Source organism: Streptomyces sp. NBC_01476, assembly GCF_036227265.1.
In the GTDB taxonomy this organism is placed as follows: Bacteria; Actinomycetota; Actinomycetes; order Streptomycetales; family Streptomycetaceae; genus Actinacidiphila.
The window spans coordinates 7324453-7348385 of sequence record NZ_CP109446.1 but is presented as its reverse complement, the minus strand read 5'-3'; the positions used below and the strand labels follow the sequence as shown (position 1 = coordinate 7348385).

General features: G+C 73.0%; 21 protein-coding genes. 11 read left to right on the top strand and 10 right to left on the bottom strand.

Annotated elements, in window-relative coordinates; genetic code table 11:
* Nucleotides 1-136 precede the first annotated feature (136 nt).
* Genes OG552_RS31985 through OG552_RS31975 form a run of 3 tightly spaced genes read right to left on the bottom strand, consistent with a single transcriptional unit; the run spans nt 137 to nt 4077 of the window.
* Nucleotides 137-604 (bottom strand): Crp/Fnr family transcriptional regulator, encoded by a 468-nt coding sequence (locus OG552_RS31985; protein WP_329138905.1) that lies wholly within the window; start codon nt 602-604, stop codon nt 137-139.
* A 20-nt stretch (nt 605-624) separates the two neighbouring features.
* Complete coding sequence (locus OG552_RS31980) at nt 625-1338, bottom strand: CBS domain-containing protein (RefSeq protein ID WP_329138903.1); 714 nt, start codon at nt 1336-1338, stop codon at nt 625-627.
* A gap of 30 nt (nt 1339-1368) precedes the next feature.
* Entirely contained in the window at nt 1369-4077 is a 2709-nt protein-coding gene (locus tag OG552_RS31975; protein WP_329138901.1) for a bifunctional acetate--CoA ligase family protein/GNAT family N-acetyltransferase, read from the bottom strand.
* Nucleotides 4078-4270: 193 nt separating this feature from the next.
* Here OG552_RS31975 and OG552_RS31970 point away from each other — a divergent pair, with 193 nt between their 5' ends.
* Both OG552_RS31970 and gap read left to right on the top strand, forming a co-directional pair.
* A complete protein-coding gene (locus OG552_RS31970) occupies nt 4271-4915 on the top strand; it encodes a hypothetical protein (protein WP_329138899.1) in 645 nt (214 codons plus the stop codon).
* A gap of 107 nt (nt 4916-5022) precedes the next feature.
* A complete protein-coding gene (gene gap, locus OG552_RS31965) occupies nt 5023-6042 on the top strand; it encodes a type I glyceraldehyde-3-phosphate dehydrogenase (protein ID WP_329138897.1) in 1020 nt (339 codons plus the stop codon).
* A gap of 72 nt (nt 6043-6114) precedes the next feature.
* Here gap and OG552_RS31960 read toward each other — a convergent pair whose 3' ends face one another.
* The 6 genes from OG552_RS31960 to OG552_RS31935 form a co-directional block, all read right to left on the bottom strand.
* Nucleotides 6115-6951, bottom strand: coding sequence for a universal stress protein (locus OG552_RS31960; protein WP_329138895.1), 837 nt, complete (start codon nt 6949-6951; stop codon nt 6115-6117).
* 54 nt (nt 6952-7005) lie between these two features.
* Nucleotides 7006-7626 carry a CBS domain-containing protein gene (locus OG552_RS31955; RefSeq protein ID WP_329138893.1) on the bottom strand — a complete coding sequence of 207 codons (621 nt, stop codon included), beginning with the start codon at nt 7624-7626 and terminating at the stop codon, nt 7006-7008.
* An 89-nt stretch (nt 7627-7715) separates the two neighbouring features.
* On the bottom strand, nt 7716-8231 hold the full coding sequence (locus tag OG552_RS31950; RefSeq protein ID WP_329138891.1) for a flavodoxin domain-containing protein: 516 nt from the start codon (nt 8229-8231) through the stop codon (nt 7716-7718).
* Between the two features lie 74 nt (nt 8232-8305).
* Entirely contained in the window at nt 8306-8992 is a 687-nt protein-coding gene (locus OG552_RS31945; RefSeq protein ID WP_329138889.1) for a CBS domain-containing protein, read from the bottom strand.
* 99 nt (nt 8993-9091) lie between these two features.
* Complete coding sequence (locus OG552_RS31940; RefSeq protein ID WP_329138887.1) at nt 9092-9754, bottom strand: helix-turn-helix domain-containing protein; 663 nt, start codon at nt 9752-9754, stop codon at nt 9092-9094.
* A 5-nt stretch (nt 9755-9759) separates the two neighbouring features.
* Nucleotides 9760-10860 (bottom strand): zinc-dependent alcohol dehydrogenase family protein, encoded by a 1101-nt coding sequence (locus tag OG552_RS31935; protein ID WP_329138885.1) that lies wholly within the window; start codon nt 10858-10860, stop codon nt 9760-9762.
* 341 nt (nt 10861-11201) lie between these two features.
* On the opposite strand from OG552_RS31935, the gene OG552_RS31930 reads away from it, so the two are divergent.
* Nucleotides 11202-12065 (top strand): universal stress protein, encoded by an 864-nt coding sequence (locus OG552_RS31930; protein WP_329138883.1) that lies wholly within the window; start codon nt 11202-11204, stop codon nt 12063-12065.
* Nucleotides 12066-12133: 68 nt separating this feature from the next.
* Here the strand turns inward: OG552_RS31930 and OG552_RS31925 are convergent, their stop codons facing one another.
* Nucleotides 12134-12895, bottom strand: a complete 762-nt coding sequence (locus OG552_RS31925) for an enoyl-CoA hydratase/isomerase family protein (RefSeq protein WP_329138881.1) — start codon at nt 12893-12895, stop codon at nt 12134-12136.
* Nucleotides 12896-13056: 161 nt separating this feature from the next.
* Here OG552_RS31925 and OG552_RS31920 point away from each other — a divergent pair, with 161 nt between their 5' ends.
* The 8 genes from OG552_RS31920 to OG552_RS31885 all read left to right on the top strand — a co-directional run bounded on the left by OG552_RS31920 (nt 13057) and on the right by OG552_RS31885 (nt 23715).
* Nucleotides 13057-13956, top strand: a complete 900-nt coding sequence (locus tag OG552_RS31920; RefSeq protein ID WP_329138880.1) for a LysR family transcriptional regulator — start codon at nt 13057-13059, stop codon at nt 13954-13956.
* Nucleotides 13957-14329: 373 nt separating this feature from the next.
* Nucleotides 14330-15508, top strand: coding sequence for a heme/hemin ABC transporter substrate-binding protein (locus OG552_RS31915; protein ID WP_329138878.1), 1179 nt, complete (start codon nt 14330-14332; stop codon nt 15506-15508).
* A complete protein-coding gene (locus tag OG552_RS31910) occupies nt 15505-16635 on the top strand; it encodes a FecCD family ABC transporter permease (RefSeq protein ID WP_329138876.1) in 1131 nt (376 codons plus the stop codon). The genes OG552_RS31915 and OG552_RS31910 overlap by 4 nt, the downstream gene beginning before the upstream one ends.
* Nucleotides 16632-17579, top strand: coding sequence for a heme ABC transporter ATP-binding protein (locus tag OG552_RS31905; RefSeq protein WP_329138874.1), 948 nt, complete (start codon nt 16632-16634; stop codon nt 17577-17579). Before OG552_RS31910 ends, OG552_RS31905 begins: the two co-directional genes overlap by 4 nt.
* Before the next feature lie 84 nt (nt 17580-17663).
* Entirely contained in the window at nt 17664-18569 is a 906-nt protein-coding gene (locus tag OG552_RS31900) for a hypothetical protein (protein WP_329138872.1), read from the top strand.
* A 38-nt stretch (nt 18570-18607) separates the two neighbouring features.
* Nucleotides 18608-20500: an HtaA domain-containing protein gene (locus tag OG552_RS31895; protein ID WP_329138870.1), complete on the top strand. Its 1893-nt coding sequence runs from the start codon at nt 18608-18610 to the stop codon at nt 20498-20500.
* A 138-nt stretch (nt 20501-20638) separates the two neighbouring features.
* Nucleotides 20639-22492: a hypothetical protein gene (locus tag OG552_RS31890; RefSeq protein WP_329138868.1), complete on the top strand. Its 1854-nt coding sequence runs from the start codon at nt 20639-20641 to the stop codon at nt 22490-22492.
* Between the two features lie 119 nt (nt 22493-22611).
* Nucleotides 22612-23715 carry a WxL protein peptidoglycan domain-containing protein gene (locus OG552_RS31885; protein WP_329138866.1) on the top strand — a complete coding sequence of 368 codons (1104 nt, stop codon included), beginning with the start codon at nt 22612-22614 and terminating at the stop codon, nt 23713-23715.
* The last annotated feature ends 218 nt before the right edge of the window (nt 23716-23933 follow it).

The window sequence follows — 23933 nt, the reverse complement described above, 5'->3', positions numbered from 1 at the left end:
TGCCGCCTTGGATCTCCGATCATCGCTCAGCGGGCCTCCCGGCACCAGGGTGGAACGGGTGGAACGGACCGTTGGGCAGCCCGTCCCACCGCTCGGACCCCCGTGCGTCAGGCCGCGGACGGTCCTGGACCGCCGGTCATGGCGAGTGCTTCCCCGCGACGGACGGTCCGTACAGGTCCAGCAGCCGGATCCGGGCGCTCTGCAGACGGTGGGCGATGATCGCGGCGACCCGGCGGGCCAGCGCCTCGCCGAACTCCAGGTCGGCGTGGCCCAGCGCGCGCACCACGGTGGCGTCGAACAGCAGGGCGCGTACGTCGCTCTGCGCCTCGGCTCCCAGGTGCCAGGTGTACGGCGGGAAGAGCCAGGAGCAGCCGAGCAGGTCACCGGGGCCGAGCGTCTCCACCACGGCCGGCCGGCGGCCGGGGACGGGTACGTCCAAGGTCACCGAGCCGGTGCGGACGATCCAGAAGCGGTCAGCGTTCTCCCCTTCCTCGAAGATCCTGGTGCCCGCCGGGAAGGACACGTCCTGACCGAGGTCGAGCAGGCGTTCACGGCCCGGCCCCGGCAGGCCGGCGAAGAGGTTGGTGGGTGCGGCGGTTCTCATGATGGCCTCCTTCGGATCCTTCAGAGTCTGTGGAGCCACCTGTCGGCGACACCGTGCGTCGTCGACTGGGCGGCCCGCAGGTGGGAGTCGTCGAAGCGGCTGGTGAGGCGGTTGTCGACGGCGACGACACCGTCGATCCTGGCGGTCGCGTGCCCGGCGATGGCCACATCGCTCTCCCGCTCCAGCCTGCCTTCCAGGGTGACCACACCGTCGGTGACCTTCACCCCGGCTTCGAGCGGGGTGAGCCACAGGGTGCGGACGAAGACGTCCCGGATGACGTCCTCACGGATGTCGGCGTCGGGGCGGAGGAACACCTGCAGTACGTCGCGCCTGGTGACGATGCCGACCAGCCGTTCCTCCTCGTCGAGGACCGGCAGCCGCTCGACCCGGTGCTCGGCCATGGTGCGGGCCGAGGCGGCGATCGACTCGTCGGCGTGCACGGTCACCGGCGGCGCGGACATGAGCCGGCCGGCGGTCAGGGCCTCGGTCCCCGGCGCGGTGGTGCGGAAGGCCGGCGGCCACCGGTGGTGGGGGCTCCCCTCGCCGTCCTGGGCCTGGCGGGCGATCAGGTCGGACGCGGAGACGACGCCGACCACTTTCTCGTCGTCGTCCACGACGGGGACTCCGCTGATGCGGTGCTGCGCCAGGAGAGCCGCCACCTTCTTGAACGGAGTCGTCTCCCGGACCCGGACGACGTCGCTGGTCATGACGTTTCCGACCTTGCGGTGCTTCATGGTGCGCTCCTGTGGGTGCGGGTCGGCTGCTCAGCGCAGGCGGCGGAGGTAGGGGTCACGGGGTTGTCGTGGCAGTACACGGATGCGGACGTCCACCGCCGTCACGCCGTCGTGACGTGCGACGACGGGATCCAGGTCGACCTCGGCGAGCTGCGGCAGATCGCAGGCCATGGCCGACAGGTGCGCCAGCAGGCGTTCCAGGCCGTAGAGGTCGGCGGGCCCGCCGGCCTGGTAGCCGAAGAGCAGCGGCGCACACCGCGGTGAGGTGATCAGGTCCCGCAGATCCGCCCGGTCGAGGGGAGCCAGGCGGGCGGCGCGGTCGCCGAGCAGGTCGGTCGCCGCACCGCCGAGACCGAACAGGACCAGAGGCCCGAAGACGTCGTCCTGCGTGACTCCGGCGACGAGTTCGGTGCCGCGCGGTGCCATCGGCTGGACGACCACACCTGTCATGACGTCGCGGAACCGTGCGGCGAGGTCGCGGTAGGCGGCGCGGACGGCGTCGTCTCCGTCCAGGTCGAGGAGTACGGCTCCCTGGTCGCTCTTGTGCCGCAGACCCGGCCAGTACGCCTTGAGGGCCGCCCGTCCGGCGCCGCCGGTGAGGTCGTGTGCCGCTTCGACCGCCTGGTTCTCGTTCTCCGCGAAGGCGGTGGGGAGTTGGGGGATCCGGTAGTGGGCGAGCAGTTCCGTGCAGCGCACCGGGTCGAGCCAGCCGCCGGCCGGGTGCTCGCCGAGAAAGTGCTCGACGACTGCCCGGGCTCCGGCCGGGTCGGCGTCCGCCGTGTCGGCCGGGGCACCCGCGGGCCGTGCCAGCCAGTGGGCCCGGCCCGCGGCGTGCGCGAGGGCCTGTGCGGCGGAGCGGGGGTCGGCGTAGGCCGGGACCGTACTGCCCTGCCTGCCGTGCAGCAGGCGGACCTGTTCGGCCTGGTCGAGGAGTACGGCGGCGACGGTGCGCGGCCGGCGGTCCGGATCGGTGTTGATCAGCGCCTGCAGCGGATTGTCGCCGGTGGCCGCGGCCAGGGCGGTGGGCGCGAGGACGACGATCACCGCGTCCACCGCCCCGTGGGCGCTGAGCCGGTCCACGCAGTCGCTCAGCGCCCTCTCCCCCACCGCGGCAGTCGCGTCCACCGGATTGTCCGGCACGGAGCCGGGCGGCAGGATGTCCAGCAGTTCGGCGACCAGTTCACGCGGCAGATCCGGGACGGTCAGTCCCGCTTCCCCGCAGGCGCCTGCGGCCAGCGCCGCCGCACCGCCGGCGTTCGAGACGATGGCGACGCGGGCGCCGGCGGGCAGCGGCTGGGCGTGCAACAGGGCGGCGGTGTCGACGAGTTCGCCGATCGTGCCGGTGGCGATGATGCCTGCCTGGGTGAACAGCGCCTGCCGGCTCATCGTGGGAGTCGCGGCGGAGCCGGGGGACACGGCAGAGCCCGCGGAGCCCGTGGACCCCGTGACGGCGGACCGGCCGGCGTCGACGGTCAGCACCGGGATCCGCCGGGCGACCCGCCGTGCGGTCCGGGCGAAGGCCCGCGGGTTGCCGAAGGACTCCAGGTGGAGCAGCGCCATCGTGGTGCGGCCGTCGCGCTCCCACCAGTGCAGGAGGTCGTTGCCGCTGACATCGTGTTTGTCCCCGAGTGACACGAAGTCGGAGACGCCGATGCCGAGCCGGGTCAGCGCGCCGAGCAGCGCGGTGCCGACACCGCCGGACTGCACGGCGACCCCCGCGGTGCCCGGGAGCGGCCGGTGCGGCGCGAATGTGGCGTCCAGCCGTACGGCCTCGTCCGTCACGGCGATCCCGAGGCAGTCGGGGCCGACCATGCGCATGCCGTAGTGCCGGCAGGCGCTCTTCAGCCTGACGGCCTGGACGGTGTCGAGTCCCGCGGACAGGACCACCAGCGCCCCGACGCCGGCCGCACCGCACTGTTCTGCGGTCTCGGGCACGAGGGCCGCGGGCACGGCGAGGACCGCCAGGTCCGGCGGATGGGGCAGGTCCGTGATCGACGGGTGGCAGAGCGCGCCGAGGATCGCCTGGACGTGCGGATTGACCGCGTACACCTGCCCGGTGAAGCCCCCGTCGTGGATCTTCCGCAGGACGGTGTGGCCCACCGACGTCGGTGAGGTCGCGGCGCTGATGACGGCGACCGACCGCGGGCGCAGCAGGGGACGCAGGCTGGCGCGGTCGGCGGTGCCGGTGCGGCGGTCGACGGCCGACAGGTAGGGCTCGCCCTCGGTGAGCGCGATGGTGCAGCGCACCTCGCCGTCCTCCTGCTTCTGTTCGACCGCCATGCCGAGGTCGGTGATCAGCTGCCGCAGGTGCTGGTCGGTGGTGAGGATGCCGCCGGCGAAGGCGCGTATGCCCGCGGTGCGGGCCGCGTCGGCGAGGTGCTCCAGCAGCAGGGTGCCGACCCCGCGGTGCCGGAAGCCGCCGGTCACGGCGAGGGAGAGCTCGGCGGTGTCCGGGGTCCCGGCGGTGTCGTACTCGGCCACGCCGACCAGCCGCTCACCGTGCAGGGCCACCAGGGCCTGGTGCGCGGGAGCGGTCCGGCCGAAGAGCCGCTCGGCGGCCCGTATCCCGGCGGCGCGGTTCGCCTGCGACAGGCGCGACTGCGGGGGCTCGGCGGACGTCTCCTCGTACAGTCTCAGGACGCTGCCGGTGTCCCCGGCCCGCACCGGCCGGATGCGTACGGTCGTGCCGTCGGTGAGCAGGGCGTGTACCCCGGTCTCCTGGACGTGGGTCTGCGTCATGGTGGGTCCCCTTCCGCGATCTTCCGCCTCCCACGATCCGGCGGTACGCGGTCTCCCGGGCAGAGCTGTCCGGGACCCTCCAGCCGGGCCGTTCGGCCCTCGGACACGGGCCCTGGGCCTCCAGCGCCACCACCCCCCACCACGGGACAGTCATCCCGTAGCCGGACACCACCCCACCGACCAGGGAGCCACCATGACCCTCCACAACCACATCCGCCTCCACACCGGATTCCACCTCCCCATCCGCACCAAGACCCCCACCACCCCCGACACCGACACCGACACCGACACCGCCAGCACCACAGCCGCCACCACCCACGCCACCGCAGCCGCCAGGTCCCTCGCCGTCCTCCGCATCGCCACCGGCTTCATCTTCCTGTGGGCCTTCCTCGACAAGCTCTTCGGCTGGCACTACGCCACCGCCACCGGCAAAGGCTGGACCGACGGCGGCTCCCCCACCAAGGGCTTCCTCTCCAACGTCTCCGCCGGCCCCCTCCAGTCCTTCTTCCACACCATCGCCGGCCAGACCTGGACCGACTGGACCTTCATGCTCGCCCTCCTCGGCCTCGGCATCGCCCTCACCACCGGCATCGCCCTGCGCATCACCGCCATCGGCGGCACCATCCTCATGGCCATGATGTGGGCCGCCGAATGGCCCCCCGCCCAGCACCTCACCAACGGCGACCCCAGCGGCTCCTCCAACCCCCTGGTCGACTACCACTTCCTCTACGCCCTCGCGATGATCGCCTTCGCCCTCACCGCCGCCGGCACCACCTGGGGCCTCGCCCGCACCTGGGCCCGCCTCCCCCTCATCCGCACCACCCCCTGGCTCCAGTGACCACCCCCGGGGCCACACCACAGGGCGCCCCGCACGCGGCGGCGCCCTGATCCCTGTCAGATCCCTCATCCCGACCGCCGGTCCTCCGGCGAAAGGAAGCGACAGACATGACTGTTCGTGCAGGCATCAACGGCTTCGGCCGGATCGGGCGCGGCTACCTGCGTGCGCTCCTGGCCCGTGAGACCTCAGGGAACGCGCCCGGGGTCGAGGTGGTCGCCGTCAACGACATCGCCCCGGTCGCGACCCTCGCCCACCTGCTGGAGTACGACTCCACCTACGGCCGGCTCCAGGCGCCCGTCACCCACGACGACCACGGCTTCACCGTGGCCGGTCACCGCGTCGCGGTGACCGCCCACCGCGACCCCGCCGCCCTGTCCTGGTCCGACCACGGTGTCGACATCGTCATCGAATCCACCGGCCGGCTGCGTACCCGCGACCAGGCCGCCGCGCACCTCAAGGCAGGCGCCGCCAAGGTGCTGCTCTCCGCGCCGGGCAAGGATGTGGACGCCACGCTGGTGATGGGCGTCAATCACACGGAGTACGACCCGGCCCGGCACGACATCGTCTCCAACGCGTCGTGCACGACGAACTGTGTGGCCCCGATGGTCAAGGTCCTGCAGGACAGCTTCGGGATCGAAAGCGGCCTGATGACGACCGTCCACGGCTACACCAACGACCAGTCCCTGCTGGACGGCCCGCACAAGGACCTGCGCCGCGCCCGGTCGGCCGCGCTGAGCATCATCCCCACCAGCACCGGCGCGGCCCGCGCCGTCGGCCTGGTGCTGCCGGAGCTCGCCGGAACGCTGGACGGCATCGCCGTACGGGTACCGGTCGAGGACGGCTCCCTCACCGATCTGACGGTCCTGCTGGACCGGGAGACCACAGTCGACGAGGTGAACGCCGCCTTCGCGGCGGCCGCCGGGGGCGAGCTGGCCGGCATCCTGCGGGTGAGCACCGCGCCGATCGTCTCGCGCGACGTGATCGGCGATCCGGCGTCGTGTGTCTTCGACGCCCCGCTGACCCAGGTGCACGGCCGGCTGGTCAAGGTCTTCGGCTGGTACGACAACGAGTGGGGTTACAGCAACCGGCTGCTCGATCTGACCGGCTACGTCGGCTCCCGCCTGTGACGCCGGGGTGCGCGTCCGGCAACAGGAGGTCCGCCCCGAATCGGGGCGGACCTCCTGTGCGAGGGCCGGCCGTCAGTGCCGCGGGGCCAGCAGCAGCGGGCACGCGCTGTGGTGGGCTACGGCGTGGGCGACCGAGCCGAGTCCCGAGCTGTGCCGTGGTCCGCGGCCGACGACCAGGAGTCCGGCGTCGGCGGAAGCGCGTACCAGCGCGTCGGCCGGACCGAGCAGACGGACATCGGGCAGGACGGCGACCCCGGGGTACTTCTCCCGCCAGCCGCGCAGTGCGTCGTCCAGCAGCAGCGCCTCCGCGTCCTCCCACTCCGCCCGGTCCTCCTCGACCGCGGTCAGCAGGGCGTCCTCGTAGGCGGGCGGCAGGTGCCAGGCGTGCATCGCGCGCAGCCGCACCTCCCGCAGCCGGGCCGCGTCGAAGGCCGCGCCCAGGGCCTTTCCGTCGGGGTTCCTGGCATCGACGCCGACCACCACCTCGGGCACCCGCGCCGCGGCGAGGACCGGCACGGGAACGAGCACCACGGAGCAGGGAGCGCCGCTCGCCACGCCCAGCGCCACCGCCCCCACCCGCAGCCCGGCGAACCCGCCCGCGCCCCGCGTTCCCAGCACCAGCACCTCGGCGCCGTGCCCGATCTCGTTCAGCACCTGCGCGGGCTCCCCGGGGATCTCCCGCGTCACCACGTCAAGGCCGGGGTGGTCCCGTACGACGCCGTCGAGCGTGATCTCCGTGACGTGCCGGCGCTTCCCGCTGGGGACGCTCGCCGTCCCGAGCGGCACCGCGGGCACCACGGTGACGATCCGCAGCGCCAGCTCCCGCGTCACCGCTTCGGCGGCTGCCCACCGCACGGCTGCGACGCTCGCTCCCGAACCGTCGAACCCGACCACCGCATACCGTGTCATCGCGTCTCGCCTCCAGGCGTCGTCCCACGATGTCCGCCACCGCGGGCTCTGCTCTCACGGTCGTCCTCCGCCGCCCCCGCCACCACGGGTCGAACGGCCCCCGCGGCCGGCTGACCCGCCTGCGTCCGCTCCCCCGCCCGGCGGGCCGCCACGGCCCGTGACGCCCGGCTGTCCGTTCTCCGGCACCGGGGGTCCGTTCTCCGGCACCGGGGGTCCGTTCTCCGGCACCGGGGGTCCGTCCGCGGGCAGGAAGACCTTCAGCAGGTCACGGCGGCTGACGCTGCCCCGCAGGATTCCTTCGGCGTCGGTCACCGGCAGCCGCCTGATCCGGCGCCGGGCCATCGCCCGGGCCGCCTCGGCGAGCGTCGTCCCGGCGTGCACGCACACCGCAGGGGCGGTCATCAGCTGTTCCGCGGTGGCCGCGGTCCTGGCGGGAGCCGGCGCGCCGCGGAGCGGGCCGTTCCCGCCCGGGTCACCGCCGCCCAGCTCCTCCTCGGTCAGCAGGTCGTCCTCGGCGACCACGCCGACGACCCGGCCGTCGCCCGTCAGTACGGGAAGGGAGCCGACGCGCCAGCGCAGCATCGTCCCGACGATCTCCTCGAAGCCGGCGTCGCGGCCCACTGCGACGGCGCCGTGTGTCATGACGTCGCCGACGGTACGCGGGGAGTCGGTCATGGTTCCCTCCTGTTCGGCGTGGTGCTCCCGGGCGCCGTGCTCCCGGGCGCCGTGCCGCCGGTTCCGGCCGGCCGGCGCCCGGGTGCGGCTCAGATCAGCTCGTGCCGGCCCGCGGCGACGTCGTCGCCCACTTTCAGCGCCCAGGTACGGATCTGCTCGCGGTCGCGGAAGTCGCCGCCCTTGTTCTTGGCGAGGATCTGCCGGGCGACGAAGCCGTGGGCGCCGTCGGTCAGCCGGCCGCCGAAGGTCATGTGATCGGCGGCGTCCACCCGTTCTGCGGCCCTCGTGGCGGTCCGGACGGGGGAAACGGTGCGCTCGGCCGCGGAGGCATCGAGCGGACCGCTGCTGAACAGCCAGACCGGCATCTCCAGCAGGGCCTTGCGGTGGCGGCGGGTGAACCGGATCGCGTCACGCAGCCAGCGGCCGGCGTACAGGCCCGAGCCGAGGATCACGGCGTCGTATCCGCCGAGGTCGCCGACCTCGGCGGCCGGGCGTACATCGGCCTGGATGTCCTGACCTGCGAGAGACTCGCCGATCCACTGGGCGATCTGTGCCGTGGACCCGTTCTTCGACGCGTACGCGACAAGAACACGTGGCCCTGTCATGCCCATCACCTCTTCGGTGCTCGGTCCTGGCCGGCGCCCGCGGCTGCGGGCCGGCGCGGTCATGGGGTGAGCGGCTACCGGCGGGCGGCCCGCTCGGGGGAGGGCGCCGCGTCGGCGGTGCGGTAGTCCAGGTCCTCGGTGACATCCACGACACCGTCGACCCCCTCGCAGAGCCGTTTCGCCATCGGGATCAGGCTGCGGCGTTCGACCGTGCCGTGCAGGGTCACCCGGCCGTCGGCGACCTCGACATCGACCTCGGTGGGCGATATCCGCAGCGTACGGTCCAGCACATCGCCGGCGATCTCCTCGCGGATCGCGTGGTCCTTGCGGAGGAAGAGCCGCAGCAGGTCCGCCCGGCTGACGATGCCGACCAGGGTGCCGATTCCGTCCACCACCGGGAGCCGCTTGACGTGGTGTTCCTCCATCACGCGGGCCGCCTCGACAACCGTCCAGTCGGGGTGCGCGACGACCGCGGGGCTGGTCATCAGCCCGGCGGCGTCGGTGGCGGTGGCCCGTGCGCGGGTGCGCTCCGAGGGCCGTGCGGCGGCGAGCAGTCCCTCGGGGTCGGGGTGTGCGGACTCCTTGCGCATCAGGTCGGCCTCGGAGACCACGCCGAGCGGCCGGTCGTCCGCGTCGACGACAGGGACCGCGCTGATGTCGTAATCGCTCAGAATGCCGGCGATGTCCTTGTATCCCGTCTCCGGGCGGACCCGGACGACCGACGTCGTCATCAGGTCGCTCACGTTCCGGTGCTGCCTCATGGTGTCTCGCCTTCCAGTGGCTTTCTTTCCCGTTCCTTCGTATGCGGCCTTCGTATGCGGCTTCCGTATCCGGCTTCCGTACGCGGCCTGCGGGCCCGGTCAGCGGGTGGTGATGCGGCGCCCGCTGACACGTGCCGGTTCGAGCCGTATCCACTCGTCACGCTCTCCCCCGGCCCAGGGGGTCGTGTACGCCCGGGCCGTCAGGTGCCGTACGGTCTCGGGGTCGGTGACCCGGGCGGCTGGGCCGGTGACGAGAACGCTCCAGCCCCGGCTCAGCGCATCGTCGATCCGGTCGACCTCGAAGGCGGTCTCGTGCCCCGCCGCCAGCGACGGGGCGCTGCCGGGCGCCGTCCTGAAGACGACCGCGCCGTCCACCACGTCGTAGTTGACCGGCACGATCGCCGGACCCTCCGGCGTACGGACCCCGATCCTGCCGACACCGTGGTCCGCCATCAGCGCACGGCACTCGGCCGCGTCCAGTTCGGTGAAGCGCGGGTTCCGGGCGGCCCGGCCGGTGCCGGGGGGCAGCCCGGTGTCGCCGCCCCGCAGATGCGACAGCGTCGTGTCGAGGGCGTCGGCCATACGCAGCAGGAACTCAGCCCCGGGCGAGGCTCCCGGCTGCTCCTCCACGTACTCCAGGTAGCCCGGGTCGACACCGGCCCGTTCTGCGGCCTGCGTCCGGGTCAGCGAGAGCTGCTCGCGCCGTTGCGCCAGCCGCCGTCCGACGTCGCCCTGCGCGGATGCGCTCGAAGCCTGAGTCACGGGGGCTACCTCTCGTCGGGCCTTTCGGCGCCGGGGATCGTCTCGTCCCGGACGCTCACGGTGTCGTGCGCCGGTTCGCCGAGTACGACCTTGAGCGCGCCGGTGTCGGCCGCCCGGGCGAAGATGTCGTACGCCTCGTCCATCCGGTCGAGTTCGAAGGTGTGGGTGACCAGGGAGGACGCGGGGAGCCTGCCGTCGATGAGCATCCGCAGCAGGGTCGGGGTGGAGGAGGTGTCGACCAGTCCGGTGCGGATGGTGACGTTCTTCGCCCACAGGTCTTCCAGGTGCAAGGTGACCGGCGCGCCGTGCACGCCGACGTTGGCGAGGTGGCCGCCGGGGCGCACCATGCGGGTGCACAGCTCGAAGCTCTCCGGCACCCCGACCGCCTCGATGGTGACGTCCGCGCCCAGCCCGCCGGTGAGGTCGGCGACCAGTTGCGCGCTCTCCTCGACCGTGGCGACGGCGTCCGCGCCGAGCTCTTTCGCGGCGTCCAGCCGGGTGGGCGAGAGGTCGACGGCGATGATCCGCTCCGGCGAGTACAGCTTCGCGGTGGCGATCGCGGCCAGTCCGACCGGACCTGCCCCGACCACGGCCACCGTGTCCCCGGGCCGTACCTCACCGTTGAGTACGCCCACTTCGTAGGCGGTGGGGAAGATGTCGGCGAGCAGCACCGCGTCCTTGGCGTTCACCGAGGCCGGCAGCGCATGGAGTGACAGGTCGGCGAAGGGTACGCGCACGTACTCGGCCTGTGTTCCGTCGATGGTGTGGCCGAGGATCCAGCCGCCACCGCCACGGCACTGTCCGTAGGCGCCTTCCCGGCAGAAGCGGCACCGGCCGCACGCGCTGATGCAGGAGACCAGCACCCGGTCGCCCGGCTGGAAGTCGTGGACCTCGCTGCCGGTTTCGATGACCTCGCCGACGGCCTCGTGGCCGAGGATCGTGCCGGGCCGCACCTCGGGCACGTCCCCTTTGAGGATGTGCAGGTCGGTGCCGCAGATGGTGACCGCCTCGACGCGGATGATCGCGTCCGCGGGGTCCTTGATGCCGGGGTCGGGGGCGTCCTGCCAGGCGGATCGGCCCGGACCGTCGAAGACGAGTGCTTTCATGGTGCCAACTCCTCGTGTTCTTCTGGGACGTGGTGTTCTTCGTGGTCCGCTCCGCGGGGCCACTTCTGCACGTGCGGCGGCAGTCACCCGGACGCCGGTTCCGTCCCTCTCTGTCCAGCCTGCGCCCGGGTCCCGACGCCCGCCAGGGCCGACCGGTCCCTCTGTCGGGGCCGTGTGCCGTATCGCCGTACGACCGGCCGGCGGCATCACGGCAGGGCCCAACGGCACCTGCCATGGACTGACCGGCCCTGGCCGTCCCCAGGGATGACCTGGGATAATCGGCTCTAATAGGTCGCTTTCCCAACGAATGGGTGAAATCAACGTCTCAGGAGGTACCGAAGATGGCGAACCCCGTGCTGGTCGGAGTGGACGGCTCCGCTGAGAGCTTTGCGGCCGCGCGGTGGGCCGGTGAGGAGGCGGCGCTGCGGCACCTGCCGGTCGAGCTGCTCAATGTCTGGCAGGCGCCGATCAGCAATGTGCAGTTCTCACCGGCACCGGAGGGGCTGCGCTTCTGGGAGGAGAACCAGGTGCGGGAGGCCGGCAAAGAGCTCGCCGAACGTCACCAGGGGCTGGACATCACCGTGCGGCAGGTCGCCGGCACGCCGATGAACGTCCTGGTCGAGGCGGCGGCCACCGCGGAGATGGTGGTGCTCGGCTCGCGGGGCCTCGGCGAGATGTACGGATTCTTCCAGGGCTCGGTGGGCCTGCATGTGGCGGCGCGCTCCGAGCGGCCGGTGGTGGCGGTCCGCGCGGAGGGCGCGGCGCGGGAAACGGGCCGCAGGGAGGTCGTCGTCGGTCTCGACCTGGGCCGCCCCGACGACCCGCCGCTCGCCTTCGCCTTCGCGTCCGCGGCGGCCCGGGGCGCCACCGTGCGCGCCCTCCACGTCTGGGACCGGCACCGGGAGTACGGCTACGCCGCGCCGCCGCCAGGACCCCAGCTGGCGCGCGAGCTGCGGATCGAGCAGGTGGAGGGGCTGGCCGCGATGCTCGCGCCGTGGCGTGCCCGCTTCCCCGGCGTCGAGGTGAAGGAGACCGTCGTCGACGGACCGGTGGCGCAGCGCCTGATCGAGGCGGCCGACGGCACGGTCCTGCTGGTCGTCGGCCGCCGCAGGCGGCCCGCCCCCGCCGTCATCCGCATCGGCCCGGTCACCCACGCGGCCCTTCATCACGCCGTCTGCCCGGTCGCCATCGTCCCGCACGACTGAGACGGGCCGGCCGGGCGCGGTCCGCCGCCCCGCCGGCGGTCCCCGCGTCCCGCACCGCGGGAATCGGGTCAGCCCTGGTGGGCGAGGTCCGCGGCGGTGAGGCCCTCCAGGGCCATGCCGAGCTGGGTGCCCTCGGCGATCCGCCGGCTGATGCGCTGACGGAGTGTCACCGCGAGGTAGCGGGTGAGCAGTTGCGGCTTCGCGGCCAGCGTCTCGGCGAGTTCGCGGGCGCGCAGGAGGACCTTGTCCTGGGCGACGACCTCGGCCACGGCGCCCCAGCGTTCGGCCTGCTCGGCGGTGAAGGAACCGTGGGTCATGGTCAGGTAGCGGGCCCGGTTGAGGCCGAGGGCCTCCTCCCACACGATGTGGATGCCGTCGCCGGGGACGATCCCGAAAGTCAGGTGGGGGAAGTCGGAGAAGACGGTGGTGTCGGAGACGATGACGATGTCGGAGATCAGGGCATACTCGCTGTGGATGGTGGCCGGCCCGTTCACGGCGGCCACGATCGGCATCTCCAGGTCGGCCAGGCGCTGCATGACGCGGCGGCCTTCGGAAATGGTGCGGTCCCACTCAGCGGGCCTGGTGATGTCGCCGAGGCTGGCGCCGTCGATGTCCGTCATGAACCGGTCGCCGGTTCCGGTCAGGACCAGCACGCGGTTGCCGCGGTCCTCACCGATCTCGTACAGGGCGCGGGGGAAGTCGGTGTGCAGCCGGCCGGTGAAGGTCGCCGGGCCGTCGCCGGTGTGGAAACGCACCGTGAGGACTCCGGAGGGCGTCCGCTCCATCGCCAGGTTCTCGAACGCGGTGAAGTACGCGGGCTGGGTGTTCATGTGAAGGACTCCTCGAAACGATCGGGTGGTGCTCTCTCACCAGGGAACTCTCCGATGCCCTGAACCCCAAGGCCCCGGCAAGACAGCGGGCCGAGGGGCGCCATAAGCGGATCCTCTGGCAGTGCGTGGCCCCGGGGCCTGCGGCGTGGTGCGATGGGGTCATGGAGATGCGGGAGATGCGGGCGTTCATCGCGGTGGTCGAAGAGGGCGGGCTGTCCGCCGCCGCCCGCCGCCTGCACATCAGCCAGCCGGCGCTCTCCCAGACCGTCGGCGGGCTGGAGCGCCAGCTCGGCGTGAAGCTCCTGGTCCGCAGCAGCACCGGCGTACGGCCGACGGACGCCGGGGCGACACTGCTCGGCGAGGCCCGTGCCCTGGTCGCCCGCCACGACCAGGCGGTACGCGCCATGGCCCGTCACGCGGCGGCGGGCGGCGGGGTGCTGCGGCTCGGCATCCCGCTGGAGCTGCCCACCGAGGTGCTCACCACCGCGCTGGCCCGCCTGGCCGAGGCCGACCCCGGCACCCGGGTGCAGGCGCGCCACTTGTCGACCTCCAGCCAGCTGGCCGCGCTCCAGCAGGGCGAACTCGATGTGGGACTGCTGCGGGAGCGTCCGCCCGGGCAGGACTTCGACGCGCTGCTGGTGGTCAGGGAGGCGCTGGGCGTCCTGCTGGCCAGGGAGCGGGCGGCGGAACTCGTGGGCCCCGAGGGCATCGCGCTGGACGCGCTCGCCGGTCTGGAGTGGCTGGGCTTCCCCCGCGCGGGCAGCCCCGCCTGGTACGACGAGCTGACGGCGATCCTGCGCAGCCACGGTCTGGATCTCGGCCCCGACGCGCCCGAAGGGCAGGCGCTGATCGCCGAGGTGAAGCTCGCGGCCGTCAGCGCGGGGCAGGCCTTCGCGCTGGCACCCCCGCACTGGTCGCAGTCCATCCCCGACAGCGTGGTGTGGTCGCCGCTCACCGGCCACCCGCTGGTGCGCCGCACCTGGGCGGTATGGCCGGCCACCTCCCGGCGCCGCGACGTCGGTGCCCTGATCTCCGCGTTCGACCAGCCGCCGCTGGACTGAACGAAAGCCACCGGGCGCGCCCGCGCCGCCTTCGGGTCGGTGCGGGAAGTCACCCGCGGGGCGCTTTCCCGCCGCCTGCCGCAGCGCCGCCGAACTCTCTTGCGGGGAAGCCGAGTTGCCGTTCCGCGTCCGCGACCGGGTCTCCGAACACCGGGTGCGGTCGGCCCCGGAGCACGGCCCCGCCGCGCTCCCTTCGGCACGTCCCCGCAGGCAGCGCGCCCGGGCAAGACCCCACCGGCCGGCTGCGAAATGTGCGGCAGGGGTTTGCATTCAGAGAAAGTAAGGCTAGCCTTACCTAAGTTCAATTCAGCGATCTTGCTGTGGGCCGTCAGGGGAGCGTCGGTCCGGCACGGCCGGGGAGTGTGGGGGCATCATGGGCGCGGTTCGGCCTGGCATCATCCGAAAGTGGCGGCTGCGGCCGCCTCCGCGCCGCGTCGCCGCCGTCACCGCGGCCCTGGTGCTCGCCGCCGCGGCCACCGCCTGCGGCGGCGGAGGCTCCGCGCCGACCGCGGCGGGCGGCTCGGTCACCGCGACGCGCAATCCGGTCCTTCCGTGGTCGCAGCTGAAGCCGCTGGCCGATCCGAGGACGTACCAAGGGCCCACGACGGCGACGGTGGCCGACGCCGACATCACCCCGGTCACCACGGCCCCGCATCCGGTGCTGCCGGCCTCCGTCACCGACAACCAGGGCACCAAGGTGACCGTCCGCAGCGTCGACCGCATCCTCGCCCTCGACCTGTACGGCACGCTGTCGGCAACGGTCTACGGACTGGGCCTGGGCGGCGAGTTGGTGGGCCGCGACCAGTCCACCGGATTCCCGGAGGCGGCGAAGCTGCCCGTGGTCACCGGCAGCACGCATCAGCTCAACGCCGAGGCCATCCTCAAACTGCACCCCACCGTGCTCATCACCGACAGCACGCTCGGCCCCTGGGACGTGGTCCTGCAGATGCGGTCGGCCGGCATCCCGGTGGTCGTCGTCGACGCCAAGCGCGGGATCGCCACCGTGCGGCCCCTGGTGGACCAGGTGGCCGCGGCCCTCGGCGTACGGGCCGAGGGCAAGCTGCTCGGCGACCGGCTGGACACCCAGATCGCGGCCGAGAAAGCGCAGATCGCGAAGGTGGTCCCGGCCGAGCCCGCGCGGCGGCTCCGCGTGGAGTTCCTCTACGTCCGCGGCCAGGCCGGTGTGTACTACATCTTCGGCCAGGGCTCCGGCGCCGACTCGCTGATCGACGCGGTCGGCGGGGTGGACGTGGCGACCCGGGCCGGGATCAAGGGCTTCAGCCCGCTCAACGCGGAGGCGCTGGCGAAGACCAGACCCGACGTCATCATCATGATGACGCTGGGCCTGCAGTCGGTCGGCGGGGTGGACGGAGCGCTGAAGCTCCCGGGCGTCGCCCAGACACCGGCCGGCAGACAGCGCCGCATCGTGGACATGAGCGACTACCAGGTGCTGTCCTTCGGCCCATTGACCGCGCCCGTGCTCGACGGGCTGGCCAGGGCGCTGTACGCGCCTGGCCAGGACCCCGCCACCGTCCCGGCGGGTGCCAGGTGAGCGCCCTGGTCAAGGCACCGGACGGATCGGGAACCGGCCCCGCCCGGCCCGCCCCGGACGGTACGCAGGCCGCCCCCGGCGGCAGCCGGCGGGCCCGGGTCACCCTGCTCTTCGCCGGCCTCACCGTCGCTCTCGTGGTGGTCTCACTCGCCTCGGCGGCGCTCGGTCAGTACGGCATCGGCTTCGGGGACGTGGCCGCCTCCGTACTGCACCGCCTGTCCGGGCCGCTGCACCTCGGGCATCCGGTCCGCGACCACTTCGCCGAGGAGACGCTGTGGCAGGTGCGGATGCCACGGGTGGTGATGTCCCTGCTGGTGGGCGCCGGGCTGGCGTGCGCGGGCGCGCTGATGCAGGGGGTGTTCGGCAATCCGCTGGCCGACCCCGGGGTCATCGGGGTGTCGTCGGGCGCCGCGATCGGCGCGGCCGTCGTCATCGTCGGCGGGTTCTCGGTGTTCGGCGAGTTCACCGTGCCTGTCGCGGCTTTCGTCACCGGGCTGGCGGCGACGCTGCTCGTCTACTTCCTGTCCCGGTCGTCCGGCCGCACCGAGGTGGTCACGCTGGTGCTCACCGGGATCGCGGTCAACGCGGTCACCGGCGCCGGACTGGCCTTCTGCACCTACTTCGGTGACCAGACCGCCCGGGACCAGATCGTCTTCTGGCAGCTCGGCAGCCTCAACGGCAGCCGCTGGGGTTACGTCGGCACCGTGGCGCCGTTCGTCGCGGTCGGTGTGCTGGGCGCGCTGCTGCTGGCCCGGCGGCTGGACCTGCTCGCCCTCGGCGACCGGGCCGCGCGCCATGTCGGTGTGGACGTCGAGCGGTTGCGGCTGACCTCGATCGTGCTGGTCGCGGTGATGGTCGCCGCGGCGGTCGCGTTCAGCGGGGTGATCGGCTTCGTCGGCCTGGTCGTACCGCACCTGATCAGGATGACGGTCGGGCCGGGACACCGGGTGCTCGTCCCGGCGTGCGTGCTGGGCGGAGCGGTGCTGCTGGCCGCCGCGGACCTGGTGGCCCGTACCGCGGTGGCCTACGCCGACCTGCCGATCGGCATGCTCACCGCGTCCGTCGGCGGGCCGTTCTTCTTCTGGCTGCTGCGGCGGACCAGATCCCGGCAGGGGGGATGGGCATGACCGGCACGGGCGCAGGCGCGGGCACAGGGACGGGCGCGGGCACAGGCACGAACGCGGGCACGGGTACGGCCCCGCGGCGGGCGGGCGGCGCGCTGGTCCGGCTGCTGCGCGGCCGTACGCAGCTGCCGCCCGCGCCCGAGCCCGGTTCGGCGGCACTGACCGCGGACGGCATCGGATTGCGCACCAGCGGGCGGTGGCTGCTGCGCGGGGTTGACCTGCGGCTGGTGGCCGGCCGCGTGCTGGCCGTCATCGGCCCCAACGGGGCCGGGAAGTCGACGCTGCTGTCCCTGCTGGCCGGTGACGTGCCGCCGAGCGAAGGCGTGATCACGCTCGGCGGACTCGATGTCCGGCACGCCCATCCGGTGGACCTCGCCAGGCGCCGTGCGGTGCTGCCCCAACGGCCCACGCTCTCCTTCCCGTTCACCGCGGCGGAGGTCGTGGCCATGGGCCGCGCCCCCTGGGCCGGCACCGAACGGGAGGACGAGGACGAGGCCGCCGTCGCCGAGGCGATCGGTGCCACCGACCTCCTGCGCCTCGCCGACCGCCACTACCCCACGCTCTCCGGCGGTGAGCAGGCCGGCACGTCCTTCGCCCGGGTCCTCGCCCAGCGTGCCGGTGTCCTGCTGCTTGACGAGCCCACCGCGGCCCTCGACCTGCGCCACCAGGAGCAGTTGATGCGGCTGGCCGCCGCGCAGGCGGCAACCGGCAAGGCGGTGCTGGTGGTTCTCCACGACATCCAGCTGGCCGCCGCCTACGCCGACGAGATCGCTGTCCTCGCCGACGGCCGGCTCGTCGCCACCGGCTCCCCCTCGGACATCCTCACCGAAGCCCTGCTGGAACGGGTCTACGGCCTTGCCGTGGACGTCATCCGGCACCCCGCACACGGCGGCCTGATCGTCGTGCCGCGCCGCGCCGGGCGCACCGCGCGGCACCGACAACCCTGAGCGGCATCCGCCCAGCGGTCGGGAGACGCACCCACGGACACCTCGGAACAGCTCGTGAACACCCCTGAACAGTAAGGACATGCCATGAATCGCACGCACGACCGCATACGGTGGCGGTGGCCGGCGGCGACCGCCACGGTGGTGGCCGCGGTCGCCGCCGGCCTCGGGGTGGCACAGCCCGCGCTGGCCGCGGGCGCCCGGGTGGTGGTCGGTCCGGCGACGGCGGACCCCGACTACGCCACCACGCTCAGCGTCTCCGGCACCGGATTCCAGTCCGTCAAGGGCGGCTTCGGCGGCATCTACGTGCTCTTCGGGACCGTCGACGGGAAGTGGCGGCCCAGCCAGGGCGGGGCCAGCGGCACCGACTACGTGTATGTGCCGGACGCGCAGACCAAGAAGAACAACGGGTTCCAGAAGTTCGTGTCCTTCATCGACGGCAGCACCCTGGCCGAGGCCAACGGGGGTGTGATCGGAGCCGACGGCAGCTGGCACACCACCCTCGTCGTCCCCGGGGCGAAGTTCTCCGCCACCGGCACCGGGGGAAAGACCCGGCAGGTCGACTGCACACGCGAGCAGTGCGGCGTGATCACCATAGGCGCGCACGGTGTGGTCAGTCCGCGGAACGAGACCTTCACGCCTGTCACCTTCGCTGTGCCCCGGCAGCAGAAGCCGGCGGCGTCGGCCACCAAGCCGCCGGTGAAAACGACGACGAAGGCCGCCACCACGGCCCCGGCGGCCCCCGTCACCACGCCGCCCACCACCACTCCCCCGCCCGCGCCGAGCAGCGCCGCCGCACCGCCGGCCCCGAGCGGCGGCCCGGCTTCCGGCACGCCCGCCCCCTCCACCACCCCGGTCGCCACCACCCTGCACACGTCATCGGGTGACGGGCTGCGCGTCGCCGGGATCGCCGCGGCCGCCGTCGTGGTCGCCGGCGGCGGGGCCGTACTCGTCAGGCGGCGCCGCAAGCGCCGTACGCCCGCGGGTAGTTGACCCGCCCGCCCGGCCCGGAAAGCGAAGAGGAGCACGCCATGCCGGCACGACCGACCACCACTCCACGCCACCGACCGGTGGCCTCCCTGCTGGCCCGCCCAGTGACCACCGCACTGTCCGCGCTCGTTCTCGTCGCGGGACTCGCCGTCGGCCTCGTCGTCCACGCCCCGCCCGCGGCGGCGGCCACCGCGACGGTGGACGACGCCACCTTGACCTGGTCACTCGACAGCACCGCCAACTCCGGTGCGTACTTCGGGGGTTGCAACTTCCTGTCGGCGGGCGCGGCCGGCGACACGGGCGCGAGCAAGCCGTGGACGGCGACCACACCGTCACCCGGCTACGCCACGCACACCGGCAACGTCACCGTCGAGAAGCCGAACGCCGCCGGCACCTACGCCGAACCCACCTGGGCCACCAAGTGCCAGAGCCCGAGCGGGAGTCCGGTGACGACCACGACCAGTACGCAGACGCGGGTCCGGATCGCGGGCGGCACGGGGTCCATCGACCCCGCGGCGAACACCGCCACCGTCCAGTGGACCGGCTCCTTCACCTCCGCCTTCTACGGCGGAATGGTCTACTGGACCGCCACCGACCCCAAACTCACCGTCAACTCCGACGGCACCGGAAAAGTCACCGCCACCCTCAGCGGCTACGGCGCCGACATGACCGACCCCTCCAAGTGGGCACCCCTGCCCGCCACCCCCGTGACACTGGCCGACCTCACCGGAGTGACGGTCACCGACACCGGCTTCACCGTCGATCCGGCGTACCGGGGAGTGGCGGTGACACTGCCGAGCGGTTCGTCACCGCAGTACACGTCCGGATCCGACTGGGGCTCCTGGCCGCAATCCTTCGTCGACTTCCAGGCACTCACCGGCGAAAGCTCCTACTGGTACAGCTCCAACCTCAACGACACCGACAAGGTCGCCCAACCGATCTCCGTCGCGTACTCCGTCACGCCCCCCACCGGCACCGGTTCTCCGACCACCGCGCCCACCGGCTCCGGGACACCCACGACCACTCCCCCCACCACGGGCGGACCGTCCACGAGTCCAGCCCCGACCACGTCCGTCACCCCCACCACCCCGACCACGACACCGACGGCCGGCTGCACGCTCGCCGACGGAGTCAAGGGCGGCAGCCTGGTCTGGGGCTTCAAGAAGAGCTTCCGTTCGTATGTGATCTCCGGCGGCGGCGCCAACCACATCACCGCGAGCGACGGTGCCCAGGTGACCGGCCAGGACCTCGCGCTGGCGGGCAAGCCGGCCAGCGGCACCTTCCTGTGGCCGTTCGCGTCCAGCCCGTCCTACGTCAGCGCGTCCGACTTCACCGTTCACTACGGCGGCACGGTCGAGTTCAGCTATCCCGCGCACTTCTTCGACATCACCATCGCCGACCCCGAACTCGTGGTGAAGGGCGCCGGCGGCACCCTGTACGCCGATGTGACCCTGACCATGACGGAGCCGGGCAAGGCCGCTAAGACCGACGCACGCCAGGATGTCGCCCTCGCCTCGCTGGACCTCGCCGGTTCCTCGCCGGTCAGCGGCGCGGACGGCATCACGCGCGTCCTGCACACCGCGATCCAGGACACCAGCGCCTTCACCTTCGACGGCACCGCCTTCTACCAGAAGGGCCAGGCGCTGGACGACGCCACGGTGCTGCTCTCGGGCTGCACGGGCACGCAGCCGCCGGGCGGCGACACCGGAGCGGGCACCGCCGGCGGCACGTCCGGCAGCGCCGGAGGCGCGTCCGGCTCCGGCGGCGACACGGGCGACGGCGGGCTGATCCCGACCGTGCAGTACCGCCCCGGCTCGCTCGCCGCCACCGGCCTGGGCATCGGTGTGCCGCTCACCGCCTCGGTCCTGGCGCTGCTCGGCGGCACCGTGCTCGTAGCGAGTGTCCGCGTACGCGTCCGGCGGCAGCGGGGCTGACCCCGCCGCCCACGGACCGGCACCGGCCCCCGGGCCGGGTGCCGGAAAGACGGTGGGGGCCAGGCCGGCACGCCCGGCCCCCACCTGGTGGCACCACCCGGTGCCACCTCGGGTTCCCTCGGAAGGAAAGAACCGCAGATGTATGGAACCACCGCGCGCCGAAGGCGCGCGACCGGACCCGCCAGATCGGGCACCGCCCGACGGCGGACCCTGGCAGGACTCACCGTCGCCGCGCTCGCGGCGGCCGGCGGCCTCGGACTGACCGGTACCGCCAACGCGGCCGGCGCGTCCGCCACCACCGCCACCACCGTCTCCGACGCGACCTTCAGCTGGGGCCTGGACAACACAGCCAACGCCGGTGCGTACTTCGGGGGTTGCAACTTCCTGTCGGCGGGCGCGGCCGGCGACACCGGGGCAAGCGCTCCGTGGACGGCGACCACGCCCTCACCCGGCTATGCCACGCACGCCGGCAACGTCACCGTGGAGAAGCCCAACACCGCGGGCGTCTACGCCGAACCCACCTGGGCCACCAAGTGCCAGGGCCCTGACGGCAGTCCGGTGAGCACGTCGACGAACACCGGGACCCGGGTGAAGATCGCGGGCGGCACGGGTTCCGTCGACGCCGCGGCGAACACCGCCACTGTCCAGTGGACCGGCTCCTTCACCTCCGCCTTCTACGGCGGAATGGTCTACTGGACCGCCACCGACCCGAAGCTCACCGTCAACTCCGACGGCACCGGCAAGGTCACCGCCACCCTCAGCGGCTACGGCGCCGACATGACCGACCCCACCAAGTGGGCACCCCTGCCCGCCACCCCGGTCACCCTCGCCGACCTCACCGGAGTGACGGTCACCGACACCGGCTTCACCGTCAACCCCTCCTACCGCGGTGTCTCGGTCACCCTGCCCGCCGGCGCCTCACCCCAGTACACGTCCGGCTCCGACTGGGGCTCCTGGCCCCAATCCTTCGTCGACTTCCAGGCACTCACCGGCGAAAGCTCCTACTGGTACAGCTCCAACCTCAACGACACCGACAAGGTCGCCCAACCGATCTCGGTCAGCTGGTCGGCTGCTCCCAGCACCCCGGTGTACCACCCCGAGCTGAGTGTGTCGCCGACCGCGAACCTCAAGGACGGTGACACCGTCACCGTCTCCGGAACGGGTTACGACACCACCACGCCCAACGCGCACGGCACCGGCAACGCGGGCGCGTACGTGGAGCTGGGCTGGATCCAGCAGGCGGGCTGGCAGCCCTCCCAGGGCTTCCCGGCCGCCACCCGCTCCAACGTGGGCGCCATCTGGGTGCACAGCACGCCGACGGCCGGCGCCGCCAACGAGGCGCTCCTGAACGACGACGGCAGCTTCCAGGTCACGCTGACCATCGACGCCGCCGCGCTCGACGCCAAGAAGCTCGACGGCGGCACTCCCGCGGTGTTCACCGTGGGCGCCGGCGGCGGTGTCAACGCGGGCGCCGAGGCCGCGGCCCCGATCAGCCTCGCCGACGCCGGCACCCCGGCGCCCGGCGACGACCAGCAGACCATCACCGCCACCCTGCCCGCGCACAGCGGGTCGTTCAGCTGGACCATCGACGGCACCGACCGGGCCGTGACACTGGCCGACGCCGTGGACAAGGGTGCCTACCTGGAGGCCACCGGCAGCCTGCTCCCGGTCACCGTGACCGACACCCGCACCGGCGGTCCTGCCTGGTCGGTCGCCGGCCAGATCGGTGACTTCACCGGCGGTCTGTCCGGCAAGTACCTGGGCTGGACGCCGAACGTCACGACGCCGGGCGCCGGGGCCACCCCCGGTGCGGCCGTCGCGCCGGGCCTCACCGCCGGCAACGGTCTGACCGACGCCGCCACCCTCGCCTCGGCCGGGGACAGCCACGCCACGGGCAGCGCCACTGTCGGCGCCGGGCTCGACCTCCAGGTTCCGGCCGGTACTCCGGGCGGCACCTACACGGCGACGCTCACGCTGACCGCGCTGAGCTGAGCCACCGGTTCACCGGCAGGGTGCCCCGGACCGGACACCGCGTCCGGCCCGGGGCACCTGTCCGCCCCGCTGTCGGAGGCACCCAGGCAGGCACCCAGGCACGTAAAGGAACCCCCGCCATGCACTTCTCCACCGCACCCGCGCTCCGCCGGACGGCCGTCGCCGTACTGGCCGCCACGCTGTGGCTCTGGGCACCGGCCGCCGGCGCCCACGCCGTGCCCGGCGTCGCCCCGGCACCGGCGAAACCCGCCACCGCGCCGGGCGTTACGTGGAGCGTGACGCCCGCCGACAACAAACTGGGCACCGGCCGCCCGCACTTCACGTACACCCTGCCGCAGGGAACCCGCATCACGGACGCGGTCGACATCGCCAACCGCGGCGACCGGCCGATCACCCTGCGGGTCTACGCCAGCGACGCGTTCACCACCCCCACCGGGGGCCTCGACCTGCTGCCGGCCGGCCGCGGACCGACCGACGTCGGGTCCTGGATCGCACCGCGGACGAGCACCCTCACCCTGGCCCCGCAGCAGTCGCGCACCGTGTCCTTCACGGTCACCGTGCCCTCCGGCGCCACGCCCGGCGACCACACCGGCGGCATCGTCACCTCCCTGGTCACCAGCGGCACCGGGGACGGCGTCACACTCGACCGCAGGCTGGGCTCCCGGGTCTACCTGCGCGTCCCCGGGGTCCTCACCCCGAGCCTGCGGGTCTCGTCGGTGCACGCGCGCTACGACGGCACCGCGAACCCGGTCGGCATCGGCAGAACACACCTCACCTACACGGTCACCAACAACGGCAACATACGGCTGACGGCCCGTCAACAGGTGCGGATCAGCGGCCTGTTCGGCGCGCTCAGCGGCAGTACGGCCCTTCCCGACCTGCCCGAACTGCTGCCGGGCGACGCGCTGACCCGTACCGCCGTGGTCGGTGGGGTGTGGCCCGCGGGACCACTGCAGGCCACCGTCTCACTGCGCCCGCTGCCCGCCACCGACGGATCCGGACAGGCGCAGCCGCAGCCGACGACGCTGCCGGTGACGGCCTCCGGCCACACGACGGTGTGGGCCTGGCCGTGGGCGCTGCTGGCCGTGGCGGCCGTCCTCGCGGTGGTGGTCCGGGGCCAGGTGTGGCTGCGCCGGCGCCACCGGCGCAAGGTCGCCGCGGCGATCGGCGAAGCGGTCGGCGAGGCACTCACCGGGAGCCGGCCGCCGGCCACCAAAGGCTGAACTCCCTTCTGACGCGGGGCCCCCGGACCGCCCCGTGAGGTCTTCCGGAAGCGGGTGGCCCGACGCTCCGTCGGCATGTCTCGCGCGACATACTTAGGTTAGGCTAACCTAAGTATGTCGCGCGGGTTCCTGACCCGCCCACCGGCACACACACGTCACCGCGACGGCGACCGGACGGCCGCACCAGCCGTGCGCCCGCCCCACCCGGTTGTCCTCCG

Coding starts and splice junctions, on each gene's coding strand:
- OG552_RS31970 (WP_329138899.1), top strand. CDS start 4,271: ATGACCCTCCACAACCACATCCGCCTCCACACCGGATTCCACCTCCCC.
- OG552_RS31935 (WP_329138885.1), bottom strand. CDS start 10,860: ATGAAAGCACTCGTCTTCGACGGTCCGGGCCGATCCGCCTGGCAGGAC.
- OG552_RS31900 (WP_329138872.1), top strand. CDS start 17,664: ATGAATCGCACGCACGACCGCATACGGTGGCGGTGGCCGGCGGCGACC.
- OG552_RS31985 (WP_329138905.1), bottom strand. CDS start 604: ATGAGAACCGCCGCACCCACCAACCTCTTCGCCGGCCTGCCGGGGCCG.
- OG552_RS31930 (WP_329138883.1), top strand. CDS start 11,202: ATGGCGAACCCCGTGCTGGTCGGAGTGGACGGCTCCGCTGAGAGCTTT.
- OG552_RS31920 (WP_329138880.1), top strand. CDS start 13,057: ATGGAGATGCGGGAGATGCGGGCGTTCATCGCGGTGGTCGAAGAGGGC.
- gap (WP_329138897.1), top strand. CDS start 5,023: ATGACTGTTCGTGCAGGCATCAACGGCTTCGGCCGGATCGGGCGCGGC.
- OG552_RS31925 (WP_329138881.1), bottom strand. CDS start 12,895: ATGAACACCCAGCCCGCGTACTTCACCGCGTTCGAGAACCTGGCGATG.
- OG552_RS31955 (WP_329138893.1), bottom strand. CDS start 7,626: ATGACCGACTCCCCGCGTACCGTCGGCGACGTCATGACACACGGCGCC.
- OG552_RS31890 (WP_329138868.1), top strand. CDS start 20,639: ATGTATGGAACCACCGCGCGCCGAAGGCGCGCGACCGGACCCGCCAGA.
- OG552_RS31905 (WP_329138874.1), top strand. CDS start 16,632: ATGACCGGCACGGGCGCAGGCGCGGGCACAGGGACGGGCGCGGGCACA.
- OG552_RS31945 (WP_329138889.1), bottom strand. CDS start 8,992: ATGAGGCAGCACCGGAACGTGAGCGACCTGATGACGACGTCGGTCGTC.
- OG552_RS31915 (WP_329138878.1), top strand. CDS start 14,330: ATGGGCGCGGTTCGGCCTGGCATCATCCGAAAGTGGCGGCTGCGGCCG.
- OG552_RS31960 (WP_329138895.1), bottom strand. CDS start 6,951: ATGACACGGTATGCGGTGGTCGGGTTCGACGGTTCGGGAGCGAGCGTC.
- OG552_RS31980 (WP_329138903.1), bottom strand. CDS start 1,338: ATGAAGCACCGCAAGGTCGGAAACGTCATGACCAGCGACGTCGTCCGG.
- OG552_RS31950 (WP_329138891.1), bottom strand. CDS start 8,231: ATGACAGGGCCACGTGTTCTTGTCGCGTACGCGTCGAAGAACGGGTCC.
- OG552_RS31975 (WP_329138901.1), bottom strand. CDS start 4,077: ATGACGCAGACCCACGTCCAGGAGACCGGGGTACACGCCCTGCTCACC.
- OG552_RS31895 (WP_329138870.1), top strand. CDS start 18,608: ATGCCGGCACGACCGACCACCACTCCACGCCACCGACCGGTGGCCTCC.
- OG552_RS31885 (WP_329138866.1), top strand. CDS start 22,612: ATGCACTTCTCCACCGCACCCGCGCTCCGCCGGACGGCCGTCGCCGTA.